General features: G+C 47.3%; 15 protein-coding genes and 1 riboswitch. Of the genes, 1 reads left to right on the top strand and 14 read right to left on the bottom strand.

Annotated features, from left to right (window positions below):
- Positions 1-44: 44 nt before the first annotated feature.
- From GNP95_RS12515 to GNP95_RS12455, 13 genes are all read right to left on the bottom strand, one after another.
- Entirely contained in the window at positions 45-1,622 is a 1,578-nt protein-coding gene (locus tag GNP95_RS12515) for a sensor domain-containing diguanylate cyclase (RefSeq protein WP_155611191.1), read from the bottom strand.
- A 111-nt stretch (positions 1,623-1,733) separates the two neighbouring features.
- Positions 1,734-2,189 (bottom strand): nucleoside deaminase, encoded by a 456-nt coding sequence (locus tag GNP95_RS12510; protein WP_155611190.1) that lies wholly within the window; start codon positions 2,187-2,189, stop codon positions 1,734-1,736.
- A gap of 2 nt (positions 2,190-2,191) precedes the next feature.
- On the bottom strand, positions 2,192-3,160 hold the full coding sequence (locus GNP95_RS12505) for a carbamate kinase family protein (protein WP_330163381.1): 969 nt from the start codon (positions 3,158-3,160) through the stop codon (positions 2,192-2,194).
- Positions 3,161-3,506: 346 nt separating this feature from the next.
- Positions 3,507-5,099, bottom strand: coding sequence for a methyl-accepting chemotaxis protein (locus GNP95_RS12500; RefSeq protein ID WP_155611188.1), 1,593 nt, complete (start codon positions 5,097-5,099; stop codon positions 3,507-3,509).
- A 52-nt stretch (positions 5,100-5,151) separates the two neighbouring features.
- A complete protein-coding gene (locus GNP95_RS12495) occupies positions 5,152-5,601 on the bottom strand; it encodes a chemotaxis protein CheW (protein ID WP_155611187.1) in 450 nt (149 codons plus the stop codon).
- Between the two features lie 57 nt (positions 5,602-5,658).
- Positions 5,659-5,754: riboswitch (cyclic di-GMP riboswitch) on the bottom strand.
- A 297-nt stretch (positions 5,755-6,051) separates the two neighbouring features.
- Positions 6,052-6,525: a NanQ anomerase/TabA/YiaL family protein gene (locus GNP95_RS12490; RefSeq protein ID WP_155611186.1), complete on the bottom strand. Its 474-nt coding sequence runs from the start codon at positions 6,523-6,525 to the stop codon at positions 6,052-6,054.
- Positions 6,526-6,561: 36 nt separating this feature from the next.
- Positions 6,562-7,416 carry a MurR/RpiR family transcriptional regulator gene (locus GNP95_RS12485; RefSeq protein WP_155611185.1) on the bottom strand — a complete coding sequence of 285 codons (855 nt, stop codon included), beginning with the start codon at positions 7,414-7,416 and terminating at the stop codon, positions 6,562-6,564.
- A gap of 11 nt (positions 7,417-7,427) precedes the next feature.
- Positions 7,428-8,306, bottom strand: a complete 879-nt coding sequence (locus GNP95_RS12480) for an ROK family protein (protein WP_155611184.1) — start codon at positions 8,304-8,306, stop codon at positions 7,428-7,430.
- Positions 8,303-8,995, bottom strand: coding sequence for an N-acetylmannosamine-6-phosphate 2-epimerase (locus GNP95_RS12475; protein WP_155611183.1), 693 nt, complete (start codon positions 8,993-8,995; stop codon positions 8,303-8,305). The genes GNP95_RS12480 and GNP95_RS12475 overlap by 4 nt, the downstream gene beginning before the upstream one ends.
- A gap of 31 nt (positions 8,996-9,026) precedes the next feature.
- Positions 9,027-9,869: a carbohydrate ABC transporter permease gene (locus GNP95_RS12470; RefSeq protein ID WP_155611182.1), complete on the bottom strand. Its 843-nt coding sequence runs from the start codon at positions 9,867-9,869 to the stop codon at positions 9,027-9,029.
- A 14-nt stretch (positions 9,870-9,883) separates the two neighbouring features.
- A complete protein-coding gene (locus GNP95_RS12465; protein WP_155611181.1) occupies positions 9,884-10,762 on the bottom strand; it encodes a carbohydrate ABC transporter permease in 879 nt (292 codons plus the stop codon).
- Between the two features lie 91 nt (positions 10,763-10,853).
- Positions 10,854-12,266, bottom strand: coding sequence for an ABC transporter substrate-binding protein (locus GNP95_RS12460; protein ID WP_155611180.1), 1,413 nt, complete (start codon positions 12,264-12,266; stop codon positions 10,854-10,856).
- Between the two features lie 46 nt (positions 12,267-12,312).
- Positions 12,313-13,227, bottom strand: coding sequence for a dihydrodipicolinate synthase family protein (locus tag GNP95_RS12455; RefSeq protein ID WP_155611179.1), 915 nt, complete (start codon positions 13,225-13,227; stop codon positions 12,313-12,315).
- Positions 13,228-13,648: 421 nt separating this feature from the next.
- Here GNP95_RS12455 and GNP95_RS12450 point away from each other — a divergent pair, with 421 nt between their 5' ends.
- Positions 13,649-14,338, top strand: a complete 690-nt coding sequence (locus GNP95_RS12450) for a DNA alkylation repair protein (protein WP_155611178.1) — start codon at positions 13,649-13,651, stop codon at positions 14,336-14,338.
- 20 nt (positions 14,339-14,358) lie between these two features.
- Here GNP95_RS12450 and mgtE read toward each other — a convergent pair whose 3' ends face one another.
- Positions 14,359-15,693 carry a magnesium transporter gene (gene mgtE / locus GNP95_RS12445; RefSeq protein ID WP_155611177.1) on the bottom strand — a complete coding sequence of 445 codons (1,335 nt, stop codon included), beginning with the start codon at positions 15,691-15,693 and terminating at the stop codon, positions 14,359-14,361.
- Between the last annotated feature and the right edge of the window lie 125 nt (positions 15,694-15,818).

Genomic DNA, 15,818 nt, shown 5'->3' with positions numbered 1-15,818 from the left:
AAGCGGCTGATACCATAGATCAAAAATGGTTCAATGTATAGATGCTAAGCCTGTATGACATCGTGTGGTTCGAAAGCGACGATCTGATTTCGTCCGCGCCTCTTCGCTTCATACAGGGAAGCATCCGCCTTGGCCACAAGCCCATCGAGACCGGAAGCATGCTCGGGATATGCAGCCACCCCCGCGGAGACCGTTACGATGTCTCCGCATGGACTCACCGTTCTTTCCATCTTCGATCTTAGTCTCTCCGCGACCTTGACTGCATCCTGCTGGGACGTATCTGGCAGCAGGATGATGAATTCTTCTCCGCCATACCGGCAGCAAATATGATCAGGTTCTACAGATTCCAACATCTGTATGGCCAGAAATTGCAATACATGATCGCCTGCCGCATGGCCGTAGGTATCATTGACCCGTTTGAAATGGTCGATATCCAGCATTATTAGCGAGAATTGCGACTGTTTCTCCAGCCACTTTTTCATATGCTCTTCCATCCCCCGGCGATTTGTCAGCTTCGTGAGTGAATCAGTCTTCGACTCATGGTTGGAATAATTAATGCGATTATGTAAATACGCGAGGCTGTGAACGAGCGCCTTCTTTAGCTGAATGACCTCGTAGTACCAAGCTGGTATTTTCGCTATATGCTTCTCCTGATTCTTCTCCGTACTATTCTCGGTATAATAGGCCAGCTTATGCAGCGGCTGCGCTATTTTATTGGACAGCCAGATGATGAATATGAGCGATACGAACAAGAACGGAAAGGAGGTAACGATCATCTTCTTCAGCATTTCTTTTGCAGGGGCCAGCGTTATTTCTGTCTCCCGCTGCGAGACCACGCCCCAATCGGCCGTAGGAATATAACTATATCCCGTTAGCATGTCCTTCTTCTTCGTGTTAATGACGCGCTGGGCTCCCCGCTCCCCATTCATCAGCTTCCGTACGACCGGGTTCTCGTCCACGACTTCATTGACGCGGGTTTGATCCTGGTGATATATGATGCGTCCGTCCTCATCTACTACGAAAACATAAGAGCCGTCTTTGTAGAAATGCTCCCCCAGAATTTCGTTGAGAATGTTCATTTCTTTCAAATAAAGCGTCCCGCCAACCAGACCCAAATAACTATGCTGCTCATCGAAAATCGGATAAGAGATAAAAATAATCAGACGTCCTGTGATCCCCGTATAAGGCTTCGAAATAAGCGGCCTTCTTTCTTTAAGCGCTTCCTTAGCGGAATCCGAAGTCAGTATTTTGCCTTTAAGATCAAGCGATTGCGGAGATGTAGCCAATACTTTCCCGCTCGGATCGGTAATCGCCACGGAATTGAAAGTATTCGTTTGCAATTTCAAGCGATCCGCTTCTCTCAGCAGTGCCGCCTCGTCATCGATGATCTTCGCGATTTCCGCAGCGCTAACGCTCAGAGTCTGCAAGGTCGAATATAGGAAGCCGTCCGTCGTCTGTGCTAGCTTCTCCGCATACATTCGATTCGTCTCCAGCGTGTTGGCAATTAACGTGTGTTTGTTGGTTTCGTAACCGCTCAGCAAACTGCTAATCAGCGTTAAGATGAAAGATAATAGAGCAACACATACAATTAAATACCGCAGCGACAGCTTCATTCGTTTCATTCATGAGTCTCCTATTTCAACTGATGTAGGCTAATCCGTTGAATTCTATCATATTTACGAGTGGTTTAAAACAATGATTTTAGATAGGTCGCTGCTGCATGATATTTTACATTATTGGTTCTCTTGCAGCTTCTGAAAGTGCTCAAATAATTTGTCGCAATCTTCGCGAGCCGGCACCTTCAACATATTCAGCACGCTTGTATCTTTGCCTGTCAAATAATTGCGCAGATGCATGTCGCTGAAGCCGTGTTTATCCGCATCCTCGGCCGTGTTGCAATAGTACACCTGTTTGATGCCTGACCAAATAATAGCGGATACACACATCGGACAAGGCTCGCAGGTCGCATAAATGACGCAGTCGGAGAGGTCCATCGTACCCAGCGTTTTGCACGCTTCTCTAATCGCGACCATTTCCGCATGCTGCGAAGGGTCGGTATCGGCCATCATACGGTTACTGCATACGGCAATAATTTCATCGCCGCGTACAATAGTAGCTCCGAAAGGTCCTCCCATGTTGTTGTCCATGCCCTCGATGGTTTTGTCTGCTGCTAGTTTCATGTAATCCATGTTCATACATCCTCCCCATATGATTTTACGATATGCGTGCCTGCCGCGTTGTTGATTGCGGCCTTCAAGCTTTCCGGATTGGTAATGATGACTCGGGAGCCGCTTTTCTCTAGAAAGCTCAGGCTGGCCTCGATTTTTGGCAGCATACTGCCTTTAGGGAAATGCTCTTCGAGCACATATTGCTTCGTTTCGGACACCGTAATTTTATCCAGCGCTTTCTGGTTCGGCTTGCCGAAATGAATGAACACTTTGGGAACACCAGTCGTAATAATCAGGATCTCGGCTTGGATTTGATCCGCCAGCAAGCTCGTTGCCAGATCCTTGTCGATTACGGCATCAATGCCTTCATAAGTCTGATCCGTTCTCTTGACAACGGGAATCCCGCCCCCGCCGACGGCGATGACCACGTAGCCGCTCTCAATTAACGATTTGATGGCATCTTTCTCCACGATGTCGATCGGCTGTGGCGAAGGCACGACGCGTCTGTAACCCCGGCCCGAATCTTCCACGAAGACCCAGTCCGGGTGCTCCCTTTTCAGCTCCTGAGCTTGTTCCAGCGTAAAGAAGGAGCCTACAGGCTTGCTCGGTTTTTTAAAATTCGGATCATTGCTGCTCACTTCGACCTGTGTAATGACGGTTGCTACCTTTTGCTTCATACCGCGGCGAATGAATTCATTCGTCAGCGCCTGCTGAATTTGATAGCCGATGCCGCCTTGGGTATCCGCTACACAGTTGACAAGCGGGACGCTAGGCATGCCGGCTACTTTCTCGGCGATTTCCCCCCTGCGAAGTGTATAGCCTACCTGCGGGCCGTTGCCATGAGTCACAATGACTTCACAGCCCGCTTCTACCATATCTGCAATGTTGACGGCAATATCGCAAACAGCCTCGTACTGATCCTGAATTGTGTCATAATCGTTTCCTTTGACAAGTGCGTTTCCGCCAATCGCTACGACTATCAGTTTTCCCACTTCAATCCTCCCAAGCCACTTAGCTGCCTGCATATTCTCGTTTGTTTCTTGTAGAGAAAAGTGTATAGCACAAACGAAATGATCAGCCCGCTAAAGAACGCAAAATCTTTTAACGTTACTAATAATGGAGCATTCGTGAATCGGTTCGCCAAAAACGATTTCCCCACCTGCGATGAGGGGGTTATAAGTGACCATCCATAGTATGATATACGACAGCACCGTCGGAAAGTCCAGTCCTAGAATGTTGAAGCCGCCGTCCAGTACATGTTATCAAGAAATATTCTGGTGTGACTACATAGACAACAAGCAGGAACCCCTGCATTGGCTAGAGGTTCCTGCTTGTTGTTTACCTGACCTTGAAAATAGCTACTGACTGATTCAGTTCCTCTGCCAGTTCGGCTAGGGATTGTGCCGTAGAAGCTGTTTCTTCACTGCTCGCGGCCGATTCTTCCGTTGCGGCGGAAATACTCTCAATCGAGGAGAGCACATCCGAGGATTGTGCAGCCTGCTCCTCACTGGCGGCTGCAATCTCGGCGACTTTCTGTGCCGAATCATTGACCATGGCCATAATATGCTCAAAAGCTTCGCCTGTCTGCTGTGTGGATCTCACACCCTCTTCGACCGCGCGGACGCTATGTTTCGTATTTTGTTGCATACCTTTAATAATCGCAGTAATCTGTTTGGTTGCTTCGCTGCTTCGCTCGGCCAGCTTCCGGACTTCGTCCGCAACGACCGCAAATCCTCGTCCTTGGTCTCCCGCACGAGCCGCTTCAATTGCCGCATTCAGCGCGAGCAAATTCGTTTGATCGGCAATGTCGTCGATCACCTCAATAATTTCCCCGATTCGGTTAGAATCCTCCTCGAGTAAAGCCATCTGCTCATTGACCTGGTTCATTCCCGAGATAGACGAACGAACCACCTCACCACCGTTTTGGGCAATCGTCAGCGTTTGATTCGACAACTCCGATGCCTCCTCTGCACTGTGGGCTACGGAAGTAATCGCGAGGGACAACTCACGGAAAAGCTCATTCATCACCTGAGCATCGTTCGCTTGACTCGTACTGCTGCTGGCAATTTCCTCCGTACTTGCGGAAATTTGTTCTGCGGCGGCGGAGACATTCTCCGCCAAGCCTAGAATGCTGCTTACGGTTTCGCGAAGGCTAAGCACCATATCATTGATCGATGCGGCCACTTGCCCAACCTCATCCTTCGTATCGATATTTTCCGTCTCTGTTAGGTCGCCATGAGCGACTTTTTCCACCAGCCCGACAACACGATTTAACGGACGGGCGATCACTTGGGATATCAAATATCCGAAAGCTATGCTAAGCAGCATGGCGACAATAATAATGACAAGCGTGATCGTCCTTGACGAAGCATAAAGCACATCCGTTTCAATGCTAGATTGCTCTGCTCTATTTACGTTTAACGTCGTCAAACTTGTTAAATAATTGTTGAAGTCCTCACGGATATCCTCGTAATCTCCATGAAGGTAGTCAAGAAATTGCTCATTCTTACCTTCCATCGTTAATTGAACCGCTTCATCGTAAGCGCGCTGAAAGTTTTGCCACGAGAGCTGAACGTTTTTGTACAGCTCTTCATGCTCTATTGTGTTAAAGCTTCTTGTTCCATATTCCACAATCCGGTCATCAATATCTTTTTTAAATCCATCCATTTTGACCAAATACTCATTTCTATCTTTCTGCGACTCGCTCATATGCAAGTTCAGCAAATCCGCTCTCATTTGCTGGTAAGTGATTTGGGCATTCATGACGTTCGTAATCGGCAGCAAGCGATTGTCATACATCTCATTTATACTATTGTTCAGCTTATCCATGTTGTTTAAGCCATAGAAGCCTACAAAGGTAACGATGATCGCTAAAACAATAAAAGAACTGATCAGCTTGACTGACGTCTTTAGATTATAAAACCACTTCATTGGGGCCACCTCATTCGATATTTTACAGTTAATTTCCTGTGATAATGAGTATTTAAATATACGAATAACCGCCGTTAACATCCGCAAGCAGAGCTTGTATGTCAAGCAGTACAATTAGGGAATCCTGTTGCTGAAACATCCCTTTTAGCCAAGCCTGCTGCGCCATATGCGGCGGGAAGCTGATTCCTTCTTTAGGGAGGAACATGACCTTATTTACTTCATCAACGACAATGCCGATATTCTGGTTTGCTTCCTCTGTATGTATAATAATGATGCGGGTTTTTGAATCCAACTCCTTTTCTGCCTCTGAAAATATGGTATGGAGACTTATTATGGGGATCAGTTTTTCTCTCAGCTGGATCATGCCTAGAAACTCCCGGCGCGAATTCGGAATCCAATTCACCGTCTGCATCCGGATAATTTCTGATACTTCTAGGACAGGAATCCCGTAATCATTGCCGTTGATGGCAAAAACAACGTATTGTTCACTCGTCTGGCTCATTTCATCCCCCCTTCCTAAGACAAAAATCCTCCCGAAATAACGGAGGATTCTCTCGATTTCGGCAACTGGCTGGCATAATGTCATTGATTCGGTGACAAAGTAGCCCCTGTAGCTTTGCGTCCTTGCCTTTCGGCAAGTTTGCCCTTCTATTCAGATGTCACTTCAAAGCTTTGAACAATACATCGTTCGACAATTTAATACAAATTTCAACTTTATTCGACTAAATACTACTTCTCGATTATAGTTCATAAGTACTTATTTAACAATAGTTGTTCGTGCTAATATAGGTTAACAAGCCTATTTTAATAGGCTTTAAGACTCGGAAACATGTCATTCCTATATGCCTGTTCATATTTATGTTCTACATGAAGAACTATCCGCCCACATTCAACAAGTATCAGACAAAATAAAAAGCAAAAGCTCTTAATACAGAACTTTTGCTTACATGATTCACGATTTGAACATATTGACATGAATCTTAACCACAAGCTTGCGGATGGCTGCCGGCTGCTCAGCCATGCCTGGTCTATGAATATCATGCGGAAAAAATACGGCGAACATTCCGGGCTTCATCGCTAATTTCACTTCTTTATCTGAAGGCTGATACAGCGCATAGTCCCCTTCCTCATCATACGACTGCACAGGTTGTTCTCCCCCTTCTGCAGGCGACCATCCGATAATCTCCTCGCCTTCGATCAGATAATGCACATCGATATAGGCTTCATGCTTCTCTGCTACCTGCTCTGCAAACGGCTTTGCTTCCAGTTCCATCACTGACGCATACATCTCATCGCCCCGAATCTCGACGCGCCCAGGGGACGGCGGATCACTAACGATGCCTTGGATCGCTTCAATCGCCTCAATAATGGCCTTATGCTCAAATTTATGATCGTCTTTCCAGGTTGCCAGTGAGCCTAAAATCATATGCATCTCCCCGTAACAAATAATAAATTTACTTACCTATAGCAGCTTCTCGCTGACCGCTGCAGCGGTATTCTCCTTGTTGGCGACCGATTGCTCCTTCGATCTTTTGAAATATTCGGTATATAGCACGTCCAGCAAATAGAGCTGGGATATTTTCGCTGATAAGGAACCTCCCTGCAGCGGGCCTTCATTGGCTCCGCACAGCAGCGTAAGGTCCGAATACGAAGTTAGCGGTGACTTAACGAACCGCGTAATCGATATTACCGTAGCGCCGCGCTCCTTTGCCTTCTTCGCCACTTCAATATTGTCCTTGGTTGAACCTGAATACGAAATGATTACAGCTACATCCCGCTCGGACATGAGAGCCGCCGACATCATCTGCAAATGTGAGTCAAAGGTGCACTCCGCCTTATTTGTAATCCGCATGAACTTGACTTTGGCCTCCATGGCCGTGATCAGTGACGAGCCCACACCAAAGAACAATATCCGGTCGGCACCGATCAAATAATCGATGGCCTGGTCGATTTTCTCAATGTTTAGCAGATTAAAAGTCTCATTCAATGCGCTGATATTTGAAGACAGCACCTTGGACGCGACCTGGTCAATTGAATCATCCATGAGCACCTGGTCGGTCAGCTGCGGAATCTCATTGTCCACGGTAATACTGTGAGCCAGGGCGATTTTAAATTCCTGATAGCCTTTATAGCTAAGTGATTTACAAAAGCGGAATATGCTGGATTCCCCAACATTACAGGCATCGGCCAAATCCGTAATGGACATGTAAACCACGCTCGCAGCATTCTCCAGCACATAGTCGGCTACCTTCTTCTCTGTATTCGTTAAATTGTTGTACTTGGAATGAATCGAAGTAAAAATACTTAATGGCCGCAAATTCTCTCCCCCTATCGACAAAATAGTGATGCCGCTCCAAGAACGCCCGCTTTATTCCCTAGGGAGGCTTTCAGAATTTTCACATCACGATAGCTTTCCATAACCATTTCCTTCGTTCTGGCTTCTACAAGCCGAACCAGCTCATCCTGCTCCATTACGCCACCCCCGACTATAACGGCAGAGGGATTAAAGATATGAATGATTGAGGTTAAACCGTAGACGACTTCATCCACCCAGGCGTGCAGAATTCGCTCCAGTTGACTGTTCCCGTGCTTGATCTTCTCGAACAGCATTCTGCCATTTCTGCAGTCAGGGTCAACCTCCCTGGCCATTTCCACCAAGGCCGTCGTAGAGGCATATTTTTCGTAAAAAAGAGGGTTGCCCCCGTTGCCGCGATCGGCTACGGCATGTGTTACGATATGGCCAAATTCAGCAGCCACGCCGTTAGCCCCCTTATAAACCCGGCGATTGATCACGATGGCCCCGCCGATCCCCGTGCCATAAGTCAAGCATAAAAAATCATCCAAGTGCCGGGCAGCGCCGAAAAATGCTTCTCCGAGCGCGGCCGCGTTCACATCATTTTCGATTTTTACAGGTTTATGAAACTTCTCCTCAAGCATGTCCTTTATTCTCATGCCAGTATAATCTGGTATATTTTCGTTAGCGAAGACGATAATTCCTGCTTCCGAATCAACTTGCCCGGCCGTACTGATGGCAATCGCATCAAAATCGTCATATTCCGCAAGCTTGTCCATCAATCGGGCCATCACATGAGGGCCGCCTTGGCGGCTCTCCGTGGCGTATTCCTGGAATTGCTCCATCCTTCCCTGTTCATCACAGATGCAGAGCTTTGTATTCGTTCCGCCAATATCCGCGGCTAATATTCTCATTCTCTCACAGCCTTCACGAACCGCTGCGTAATTTCCATCGGCCGGGTGATGGCAGAGCCAACCACCGCCGAATATACGCCAAGGTCGTACATTTTCTTCAACTGCTCCGGCGTCGAGATCCCGCCTTCCGAAATAACAGGAACCGATAGACGGCTTACAAGCCGCTCCACTAAATCAAAATCAGGCAAAGCTATGCCTTTCGTTGCTTCTGTGTACCCGCTCAAAGTGGTGCCTACGAGATCAAATCCCAGCTCCTCGGCCATGACGCCTTCCTCGAACGTTGAACAGTCAGCCATAAATAACTGATCCTTGTACATCTCTCTAATACGCGGGAACAACTCGGAAATCGTCGTCCCGTCGGGACGGATGCGGTCAGTTGCGTCCATTGCGATAATATCTACGCCTTCATTGTACAGAGCCTCAACTTCCTTTAATGTCGGTGTAATAAACACATCCGAACCTTCGTATACCTGTTTGATGATGCCGATGATCGGCAATTGAACTGTTTTCTTGATCTCTCTAATATCTTCCACGCTATTCGCACGAATGCCTGCTGCTCCGCCCAAATAGGCGGCATATGCCATTCTTCCCATAATAAAGGGGCTATGAAGAGGCTCCTCAGGCAGCGCTTGGCAGGATACGACTAATCTATGATGGATCTCTTTTAGCACTTTATGATCTGTCTTCATCTGTAAACCACTCCACGTTTTTATATAATTATTACTCTTTCACTGCCCCAGCCGTAATGCCTGATGTAAAGTAGCGTTGGAACAATACGAAAATGATCAGCATCGGAATGGCCGCAACGGTCGCTCCGGCCATTTTGTAAGCAAAGTTAGGGTTGAGATCCTGCATCAGGGTCGCGGTACCGACCATTAGTGTTTTCATCAATTTCTCCTGGCCAACGACCAATTGCCACAAATAGTCGTTCCAGACCTGGACGAAATTAAGGATGAACAATGCTCCAATGCCCGGTTTAACGATCGGCAGCATGATTCTCGTAAATGTTCGCCACTCGCTGGCACCGTCGATTCTCGCCGCTTCCCTGAGCGCATTTGGCGTCGTATCAAAGAACCCTTTTAATAGAAATACCCCGAATGCCCCCGCCACGTTTGGCCAGATCATTCCGCCGTAGGCATTTACCATGTGGAAATTCTGGACGATGCGGAAGAGCGGTACAATCATAATTTCCTTTGGAATCATCAAGCTGGATATGAAAATAATATAAATTAGATTGCTGAATTTAAAATTAATTTTCGAGAAAGCGTACGCTGCCATCGAACCGATGACAATGACCAGAATGGTTGTAACGCCGGACACGTAAATACTGTTGAACGTCCACCGCAAAGCGGGCTGGTTTTGAAATATATCGACATAATTGGAGAAAGTAATCGTCTTTGGCCACCAGTCTGGCGGCATCTTGACGACGTCCGAGCTGTTTTTCAAAGAGCTTGTAAATAACCAATATAGCGGAAACAGGTTTAAAACAGCGAAGAGGGTAATGATCGCGTTTGAAACGATATCGAACTTCTCCATTTTTTTCTTGTTCTTGATTTGTGACATTGAGCTTATCCCCCTCACTTCTCCTGAAGCATGCTTTTCAATTGAGGTACTGAGAGCAGCAGTGTGATGATGAACATAATCACCCCAACCGCAGAAGCAACTCCGAGCTGATTATATTTAAATGCGTTGTTGTACAGGTAATACATCAGAGTCACGGAGGCATTATTTGGACCGCCGCCGGTCAACAACTGAATGACGACGAATATTTTCAGAACAGCAATGATGTTTATGATCGTAATGTACACGGTCGTCGGTTTGACGGATGGAATCAATATTTTAAGGATGACCTGCCATCTGCTGGCTCCATCCACTTCTGCCGCTTCGAATAGATCTTTAGGTACGCCGATCATCGCTGCGATATACAGGATAATTGCTTGACCGACGTTGGTCGCAAAGGTGACGAAAATAATGACGGGCATAACCGTCTTGGGATTACCGAGAAGGTTCACTGTGCCCAGCCCCATATCGCGGGCAAAATACGAAATCAATCCGTTTGCCGGATTAAGCAAAAAGCTCCAAACCATACTCATGACAACCATAGAAACCATGACAGGAATATAGTAGCTTCCCCGGATAAAGGAGACATATCTGGCGTTCTTATCAAAGATTGCCGAAGCTACGAATAAAGCAAAACCAACCGTAAGAATGACGATAAATACGACAAATATGACGGTGTTAAATAAGGCCTTGAAGAAGACCGGATCACTAAACAGGGTCAGGTAATTATCGAAGCCGACAAATGTCTCGCTCTGATAGTTGATCCGGTACATGCTCAGCCTGATGCCTTCAATGATCGGATATACAAGGAAGAGCAAGAAAACCAGCATCTGAGGCAAAATAAACAAATAACCGGTCATATTCTCTTTGGCATAAATATTTCTTCGTAGTTTCATATCCATTTTACCTTTCTAATTAGCAGCCTTGAGCCTAGCAAACTTCCAATGCTCAAGGCTGTTAATCGTGTAATGTTGATCAGCCGGCAGACTATTTATTGTAGATGACAGAGCCGGCTTTATTCTGCTCAATCACCTTGTTGCCACTCGTTTGATAGTCTTTCACCATTTGCTCAGGCGTTTTTTGTCCCAAGTAAAGCGCTTGAAGCTCTGGGTACAGTACTTCTCTCAATTGGCTGTAGCCTGGAACGTTGCCCGTAAAGTTGAACAAATATTTAGAGTTGGCATCGTAAGCCGCGAAGAGCGGATTTTCGCCTTTCAATTCCTCCGAAACCGAGCTTCTTACAGGGATGCCATTCTTCGAGGATTTCACCAGTTCGGGATCCGTAGAGAAGAATTTAACGAAATCCTTGGCCACCTCTACTTTTTTCGCATTGCCAGATTGGAACACGCTGGCACCAACAACGTACGTAAAGGATAGCGGATCTCCGCTTTCAGACGGAATATTGGCCAAGCGTACGTCAAATTTCGGCGAAGTGCCATTCTCCATATTCGTCTTCATGTTGCTGAAGAGGACCGGATTGGTAAAGCTAATGCCGAGTTGCTGATTCTGGAACATGGCGTTTGCATCATTGGAGGATACGGACTCGGCACCTGGATTGGTGTAGCCGCCATCATACAGCTTTTTGAGCCATGCTGCTGCCTTAGCGCCGTTTGCATCATCCAGCACAATGTTGCCTTCGCTGCTGAAGAACTGGTTGCCGAACATTCTCAGGTAAGCCAGATTCCAAGTATCGCCCTGGTTATTCACGGCATACAGTGCCATTGGATAAGCATTCGCATATTTGTCTTTAGGCAGGTTATTCTTCAGTCCGTCCAGGATTTGCTGGTACTCGTCCATGGTCCAGGTTTTGATCTCGCTCTCATCGCCGACAAATTGCTCTAAGCCGGCTGCTCTGAACATGTCGGCATTGTAGACAAGCGTGCCAGGATTATGCTGGAACGGATAGAAATATACCTCGTCTCCGAACGTGACCGCATCCCAGAAGCTTTGGTCAATGTCCTTTTTAGCCTCTTCATCAACGATGTCCGTTAGCGGTACAAGCGCGCCGCGGTGTACATAGTCTCCCATCGGGAAGACGCTTTCAAAAAATACATCCGGAGGCGTGTTGCTGCTGAGGTTAACATTGAGAAGCTGGTCACGCTGATCTCCCGCAATCACTTCCACTTTAACGCTGGCATCGTATTTATCGTATTGCTCTGAGAATTTCTTAGCCGCATACTTCAAGAAGCTGTCATAGTCGGCGCCTTGCTCCGAGGCATCCATAACGCCCTTCCATTGCGGCGTCAGCCATGCCGTAATTTCGACTTTTTCCTTGCCGCCCTTGCCTGCGTTGGATGATGCCGCATCACTGCCGGCTTTATTGTTTCCAGAGCATCCCGCAATCATTGAAACAATAACCATAAGTGCCACCGTAGTCATTAACAGACGCTTTTTAAACATGTGTAAGCCTCCTTAAGTAAATAAATCTTCGTGTATAGTTTTTGGATTACTTGCAGTGGCGTTCAATCGCCTGATCGATCATCTGAACGATTCCATCAATTCGGGCCGCATCTTCTTCGCTGATGTTATGCATTGGGGCTCTTACTCCACCGATATCCACGCCTCTTCTTCTCAGCACTTCCTTGATAACGGCATACATGGAGCCATCCTGAGAGCATAGCGCGATAATAATGTCGTTAATGTCGCTCTGAATCGCTGTCGCTTCGGCAAATTTGCCGGCTTCAACGAAATCGTTCGCCTGCAGGAACAATTCTGGCATGGAGGCGTACGTTCCGCCGATTCCAGCATCGGCCCCCATAATTCTTCCAGATACGAACTGCTCATCAGGGCCGTTGAATACGATCACGTCATCACCGCCGACTCTTTTGAATCGCTCAATGTCCATGGTCGGCATCGAAGAATTTTTAACGCCGATGACTTTTTTATTTTCCAGCATTTTGGCAAACAGCGCCGGACTAAGCGTATATCCCGTCGTTTGCGGAATGTTATAAATAATGAAAGGAAGATCCGTTGCCTCAATAATGTCGCTCCAATATTTGTAAACTGCACGGTCAGGAAGCTTGAAGTAAATTGGCGGGATAGCCGATAGCGCATCATAACCCAGTTCCGCCGCATGCTTCGCTAATTCGATGCTGTCTCTCGTCGACGGAGCGCCCACATGGGCAATCAAGGTCATTTTGCCTTTCAGCTGGTTCGCAACATACGTTAGCACGGCTTTGCGTTCATCGAGATTGTGATAGATGCACTCCCCGGAGCTTCCGCCAACGTAGACGCCTTGCACTCCTTTGTCTAACAGGTAATCGCACAGATCCTTCGTCCGCGCTTCCGAAATGTTGCCTTCTTCGTCATAGCATGCATAGAAGGCCGGTAGGATGCCATGAAACTTTTCTAATGAAGCCATTTTTCTTTCCTCCTTGGTTGTCTGCATTGCCTTTATCCTCGAATGGTCATGTATTCTGGTTTCGTAAATTATTTTCGCTTATATCTATTTTTAGAAAAATATTTCCACCAAAAATCATGACAAGGTGTTCGTGTTAGATCCGATGACCTCCCCCGTTCGATGATACTAATGCGACATGAATCTGGAAGCCCTTACACAACTTTGGGTTGTTAGTATTTAATTTTGGCTCCTTCTATATTCAACTTATCATGAATTTTCGATTTTGTAAATTATTTTCTCCGAAATATAATTGTTGAAAATTTCTTCCCGTAATAAGAATATTGAATTTCCTTTCCCGTCTTCATCCCCTTCTACAGATTATTGTGTTACCATATGATCAATTCATTCTAAGGAGAGTAAGCCTAATGACAAAGCAGAAGTGATGAAGAAGCTCGAGGAACTGGGCACTGAGCAAACGAAGAAAACCTTTATGCGCCACGGAGCTAAGGAGCCCCTCTTCGGCGTCAAGGTTGGAGATCTGAAGGAGCTGGTGAAGCAGGTGTCCAAGGATCAGGAATTGGCTCTGGCTCTTTATGACACAGGCAATTCTGACGCCATGTATCTGGCCGGACTGTCCATTAACCCGCAAATGATGACATTACCCCAGCTGGAGCACTGGGCCAAACAGGCTAACTGGTACATGCTGGCCGAATATACGGTCGCAGGCGCAGCGGCAGAGAGCCCTTACGCACTGAAGCTGGCAAGGGAATGGATGCGTTCCGGTGACGAAATGATCGCGACCTGCGGCTGGAGCACGTATGCCAATTACGTGTCCATTACTCCCGATGACCAGCTTGACCTGGAGGAAATCCGCGCCTTGCTGCGGCTGATCGAATCCACGATTCATGAGGAGCAGAACCGGGTTCGGTATACGATGAATATGTTTGTCATCATTGCAGGAAGTTATGTGACTGCTCTATATGATGAAGCCATTGCCATCGCGGAAAGCATCGGCAAGGTTCACGTCGATGTCGGCCAAACCGCTTGCAAGGTTCCGTTAGCTGCTGATTACATTCGCAAGGTAGCACAGCGCGGCAAGCTGGGCATCAAGAAAAAAACCTGCATCTGCTAAGGACAGCCCCTCCTTTAGGACTATAGATTGAGTAAAATTCTGGCTACTGTGAAATAGATGATTAAGCCGGTGCCGTCCACGAGCGTCGTAATAAATGGCCCGGAGATCACGGCCGGATCCGCCTTCAGCTTATGCAGAACGAGAGGTAGGATGGCGGCCACGAAGGAAGCCCACAGCACGATGATCATTGCCGTTAAACCCACGACTAAGCCTACGTTCATCTCAACGCCGAGCATCCAGGCACGAAGGTAGGCGATAATAAAAATCGTTGAGCCGGTCATGATTCCGGTGACCAGTTCCTTCCGGATTACGCGGAACAGATCTCTAAAGTGCACTTCACCCACGGCAAGCGCCCGGACAAGCGTGGACACGGTTTGCGTCCCGGTATTTCCTCCTGTACCGATGAGGAGCGGTATAAAGAATGCAAGCGATATAACTTCGGTCAACGTATCTTCATAATGCCTTAGCACCGTCCCGGTATACGCCTCGGCGACAAATAAAATCAGAAGCCAGATGATCCTTTTTCGATAAAGATGAAATACAGAGCTCTTGAAGTAAGTACCCTGTAGCGGCTGGCTTCCGCCGAGCATCTGAATATCCTCCGTCGCCTCCTCCTGCATGACGTCGATCAAGTCATCGACGGTAACGACGCCGATCAGACGCTGCTGGGCGTCCACAACCGGCAGCGCAACCCAATCGTAACGCGACAGCAGTTCAGCTGCTTCCTCTTGGCCCATTGTAGCCGGGACGGAGATAGGTTCATCCGCGATTTCCTGAAGCAGGGTAGCGGGATCAGCCAAAATTATTTTTTTCAGCGAAACGACCCCTAGCAACTCCCCTTTCGTTCCGGTTACATAAATATAAGCCGTAATTTCTGCCTCGCGCCCGACCTTGCGTATGTGCTCCAGCGTAGTATCCATCGTCCATTGGCCAGGTGCGGCGATATAATCAATTGTTGCCAGGCTCCCTGCCGTTTCCTCCGGAAACGTCATCAAAGTCTGCAGGCGCTTGCGGTAATCGTCCGGCAGTAAATCCAGCAGCTTGTCCGCCTGATAGCGATGAATCGCCAGCATCATGTCCGCTACGACATCACTGGGCAGCTCATTGAGTATTTGCGAAGTCAGATTCACATTCAGATTATGCAAAATCTTATATTGCACAAGCGGTTCCAGGAACTCCAAAATTTCTGCCGCCACGACCGGGGGAAGAAGCTCCATCAGCCTAAGCTGCTCCTCCGCCTTTAATGTCTCCAAACTTTCTGCCAAATCAATCGGTCTGAACGCCTCCGCAAATGTAAGCATCTGGTCCCGATCCGCTGTCAAGATCTTCTGCCTCATTTGATTAAGATCGATCATTATAACGTACTCCTTTGAATTTGTTGTTCATGCTAATATTCCATTATACCACGGTTGAAAGCAGGCAAAGCATTTATATAGGTTCTTACTAAGGTATAAGGCGCATGCTTTCTTCAGACAATAAA

The organism is Paenibacillus woosongensis (assembly GCF_009725165.1).
Lineage (GTDB): Bacteria > Bacillota > Bacilli > Paenibacillales > Paenibacillaceae > Fontibacillus > Fontibacillus woosongensis.
The sequence above is the reverse complement of the archived record's forward strand: the minus strand, read 5'-3'. Positions and strand labels throughout refer to the sequence as shown.

Bases quoted from the DNA above. Each gene is read 5' to 3' on its own strand.
- GNP95_RS12460 (WP_155611180.1), bottom strand. From the start codon at position 12,266: ATGTTTAAAAAGCGTCTGTTAATGACTACGGTGGCACTTATGGTTATT.
- GNP95_RS12450 (WP_155611178.1), top strand. From the start codon at position 13,649: ATGAAGAAGCTCGAGGAACTGGGCACTGAGCAAACGAAGAAAACCTTT.
- GNP95_RS12455 (WP_155611179.1), bottom strand. From the start codon at position 13,227: ATGGCTTCATTAGAAAAGTTTCATGGCATCCTACCGGCCTTCTATGCA.
- GNP95_RS12515 (WP_155611191.1), bottom strand. From the start codon at position 1,622: ATGAAACGAATGAAGCTGTCGCTGCGGTATTTAATTGTATGTGTTGCT.
- GNP95_RS12475 (WP_155611183.1), bottom strand. From the start codon at position 8,995: ATGAAGACAGATCATAAAGTGCTAAAAGAGATCCATCATAGATTAGTC.
- GNP95_RS12480 (WP_155611184.1), bottom strand. From the start codon at position 8,306: ATGAGAATATTAGCCGCGGATATTGGCGGAACGAATACAAAGCTCTGC.
- mgtE (WP_155611177.1), bottom strand. From the start codon at position 15,693: ATGATCGATCTTAATCAAATGAGGCAGAAGATCTTGACAGCGGATCGG.
- GNP95_RS12510 (WP_155611190.1), bottom strand. From the start codon at position 2,189: ATGGATTACATGAAACTAGCAGCAGACAAAACCATCGAGGGCATGGAC.
- GNP95_RS12500 (WP_155611188.1), bottom strand. From the start codon at position 5,099: ATGAAGTGGTTTTATAATCTAAAGACGTCAGTCAAGCTGATCAGTTCT.
- GNP95_RS12465 (WP_155611181.1), bottom strand. From the start codon at position 10,762: ATGAAACTACGAAGAAATATTTATGCCAAAGAGAATATGACCGGTTAT.
- GNP95_RS12490 (WP_155611186.1), bottom strand. From the start codon at position 6,525: ATGATTTTAGGCTCACTGGCAACCTGGAAAGACGATCATAAATTTGAG.
- GNP95_RS12495 (WP_155611187.1), bottom strand. From the start codon at position 5,601: ATGAGCCAGACGAGTGAACAATACGTTGTTTTTGCCATCAACGGCAAT.
- GNP95_RS12470 (WP_155611182.1), bottom strand. From the start codon at position 9,869: ATGTCACAAATCAAGAACAAGAAAAAAATGGAGAAGTTCGATATCGTT.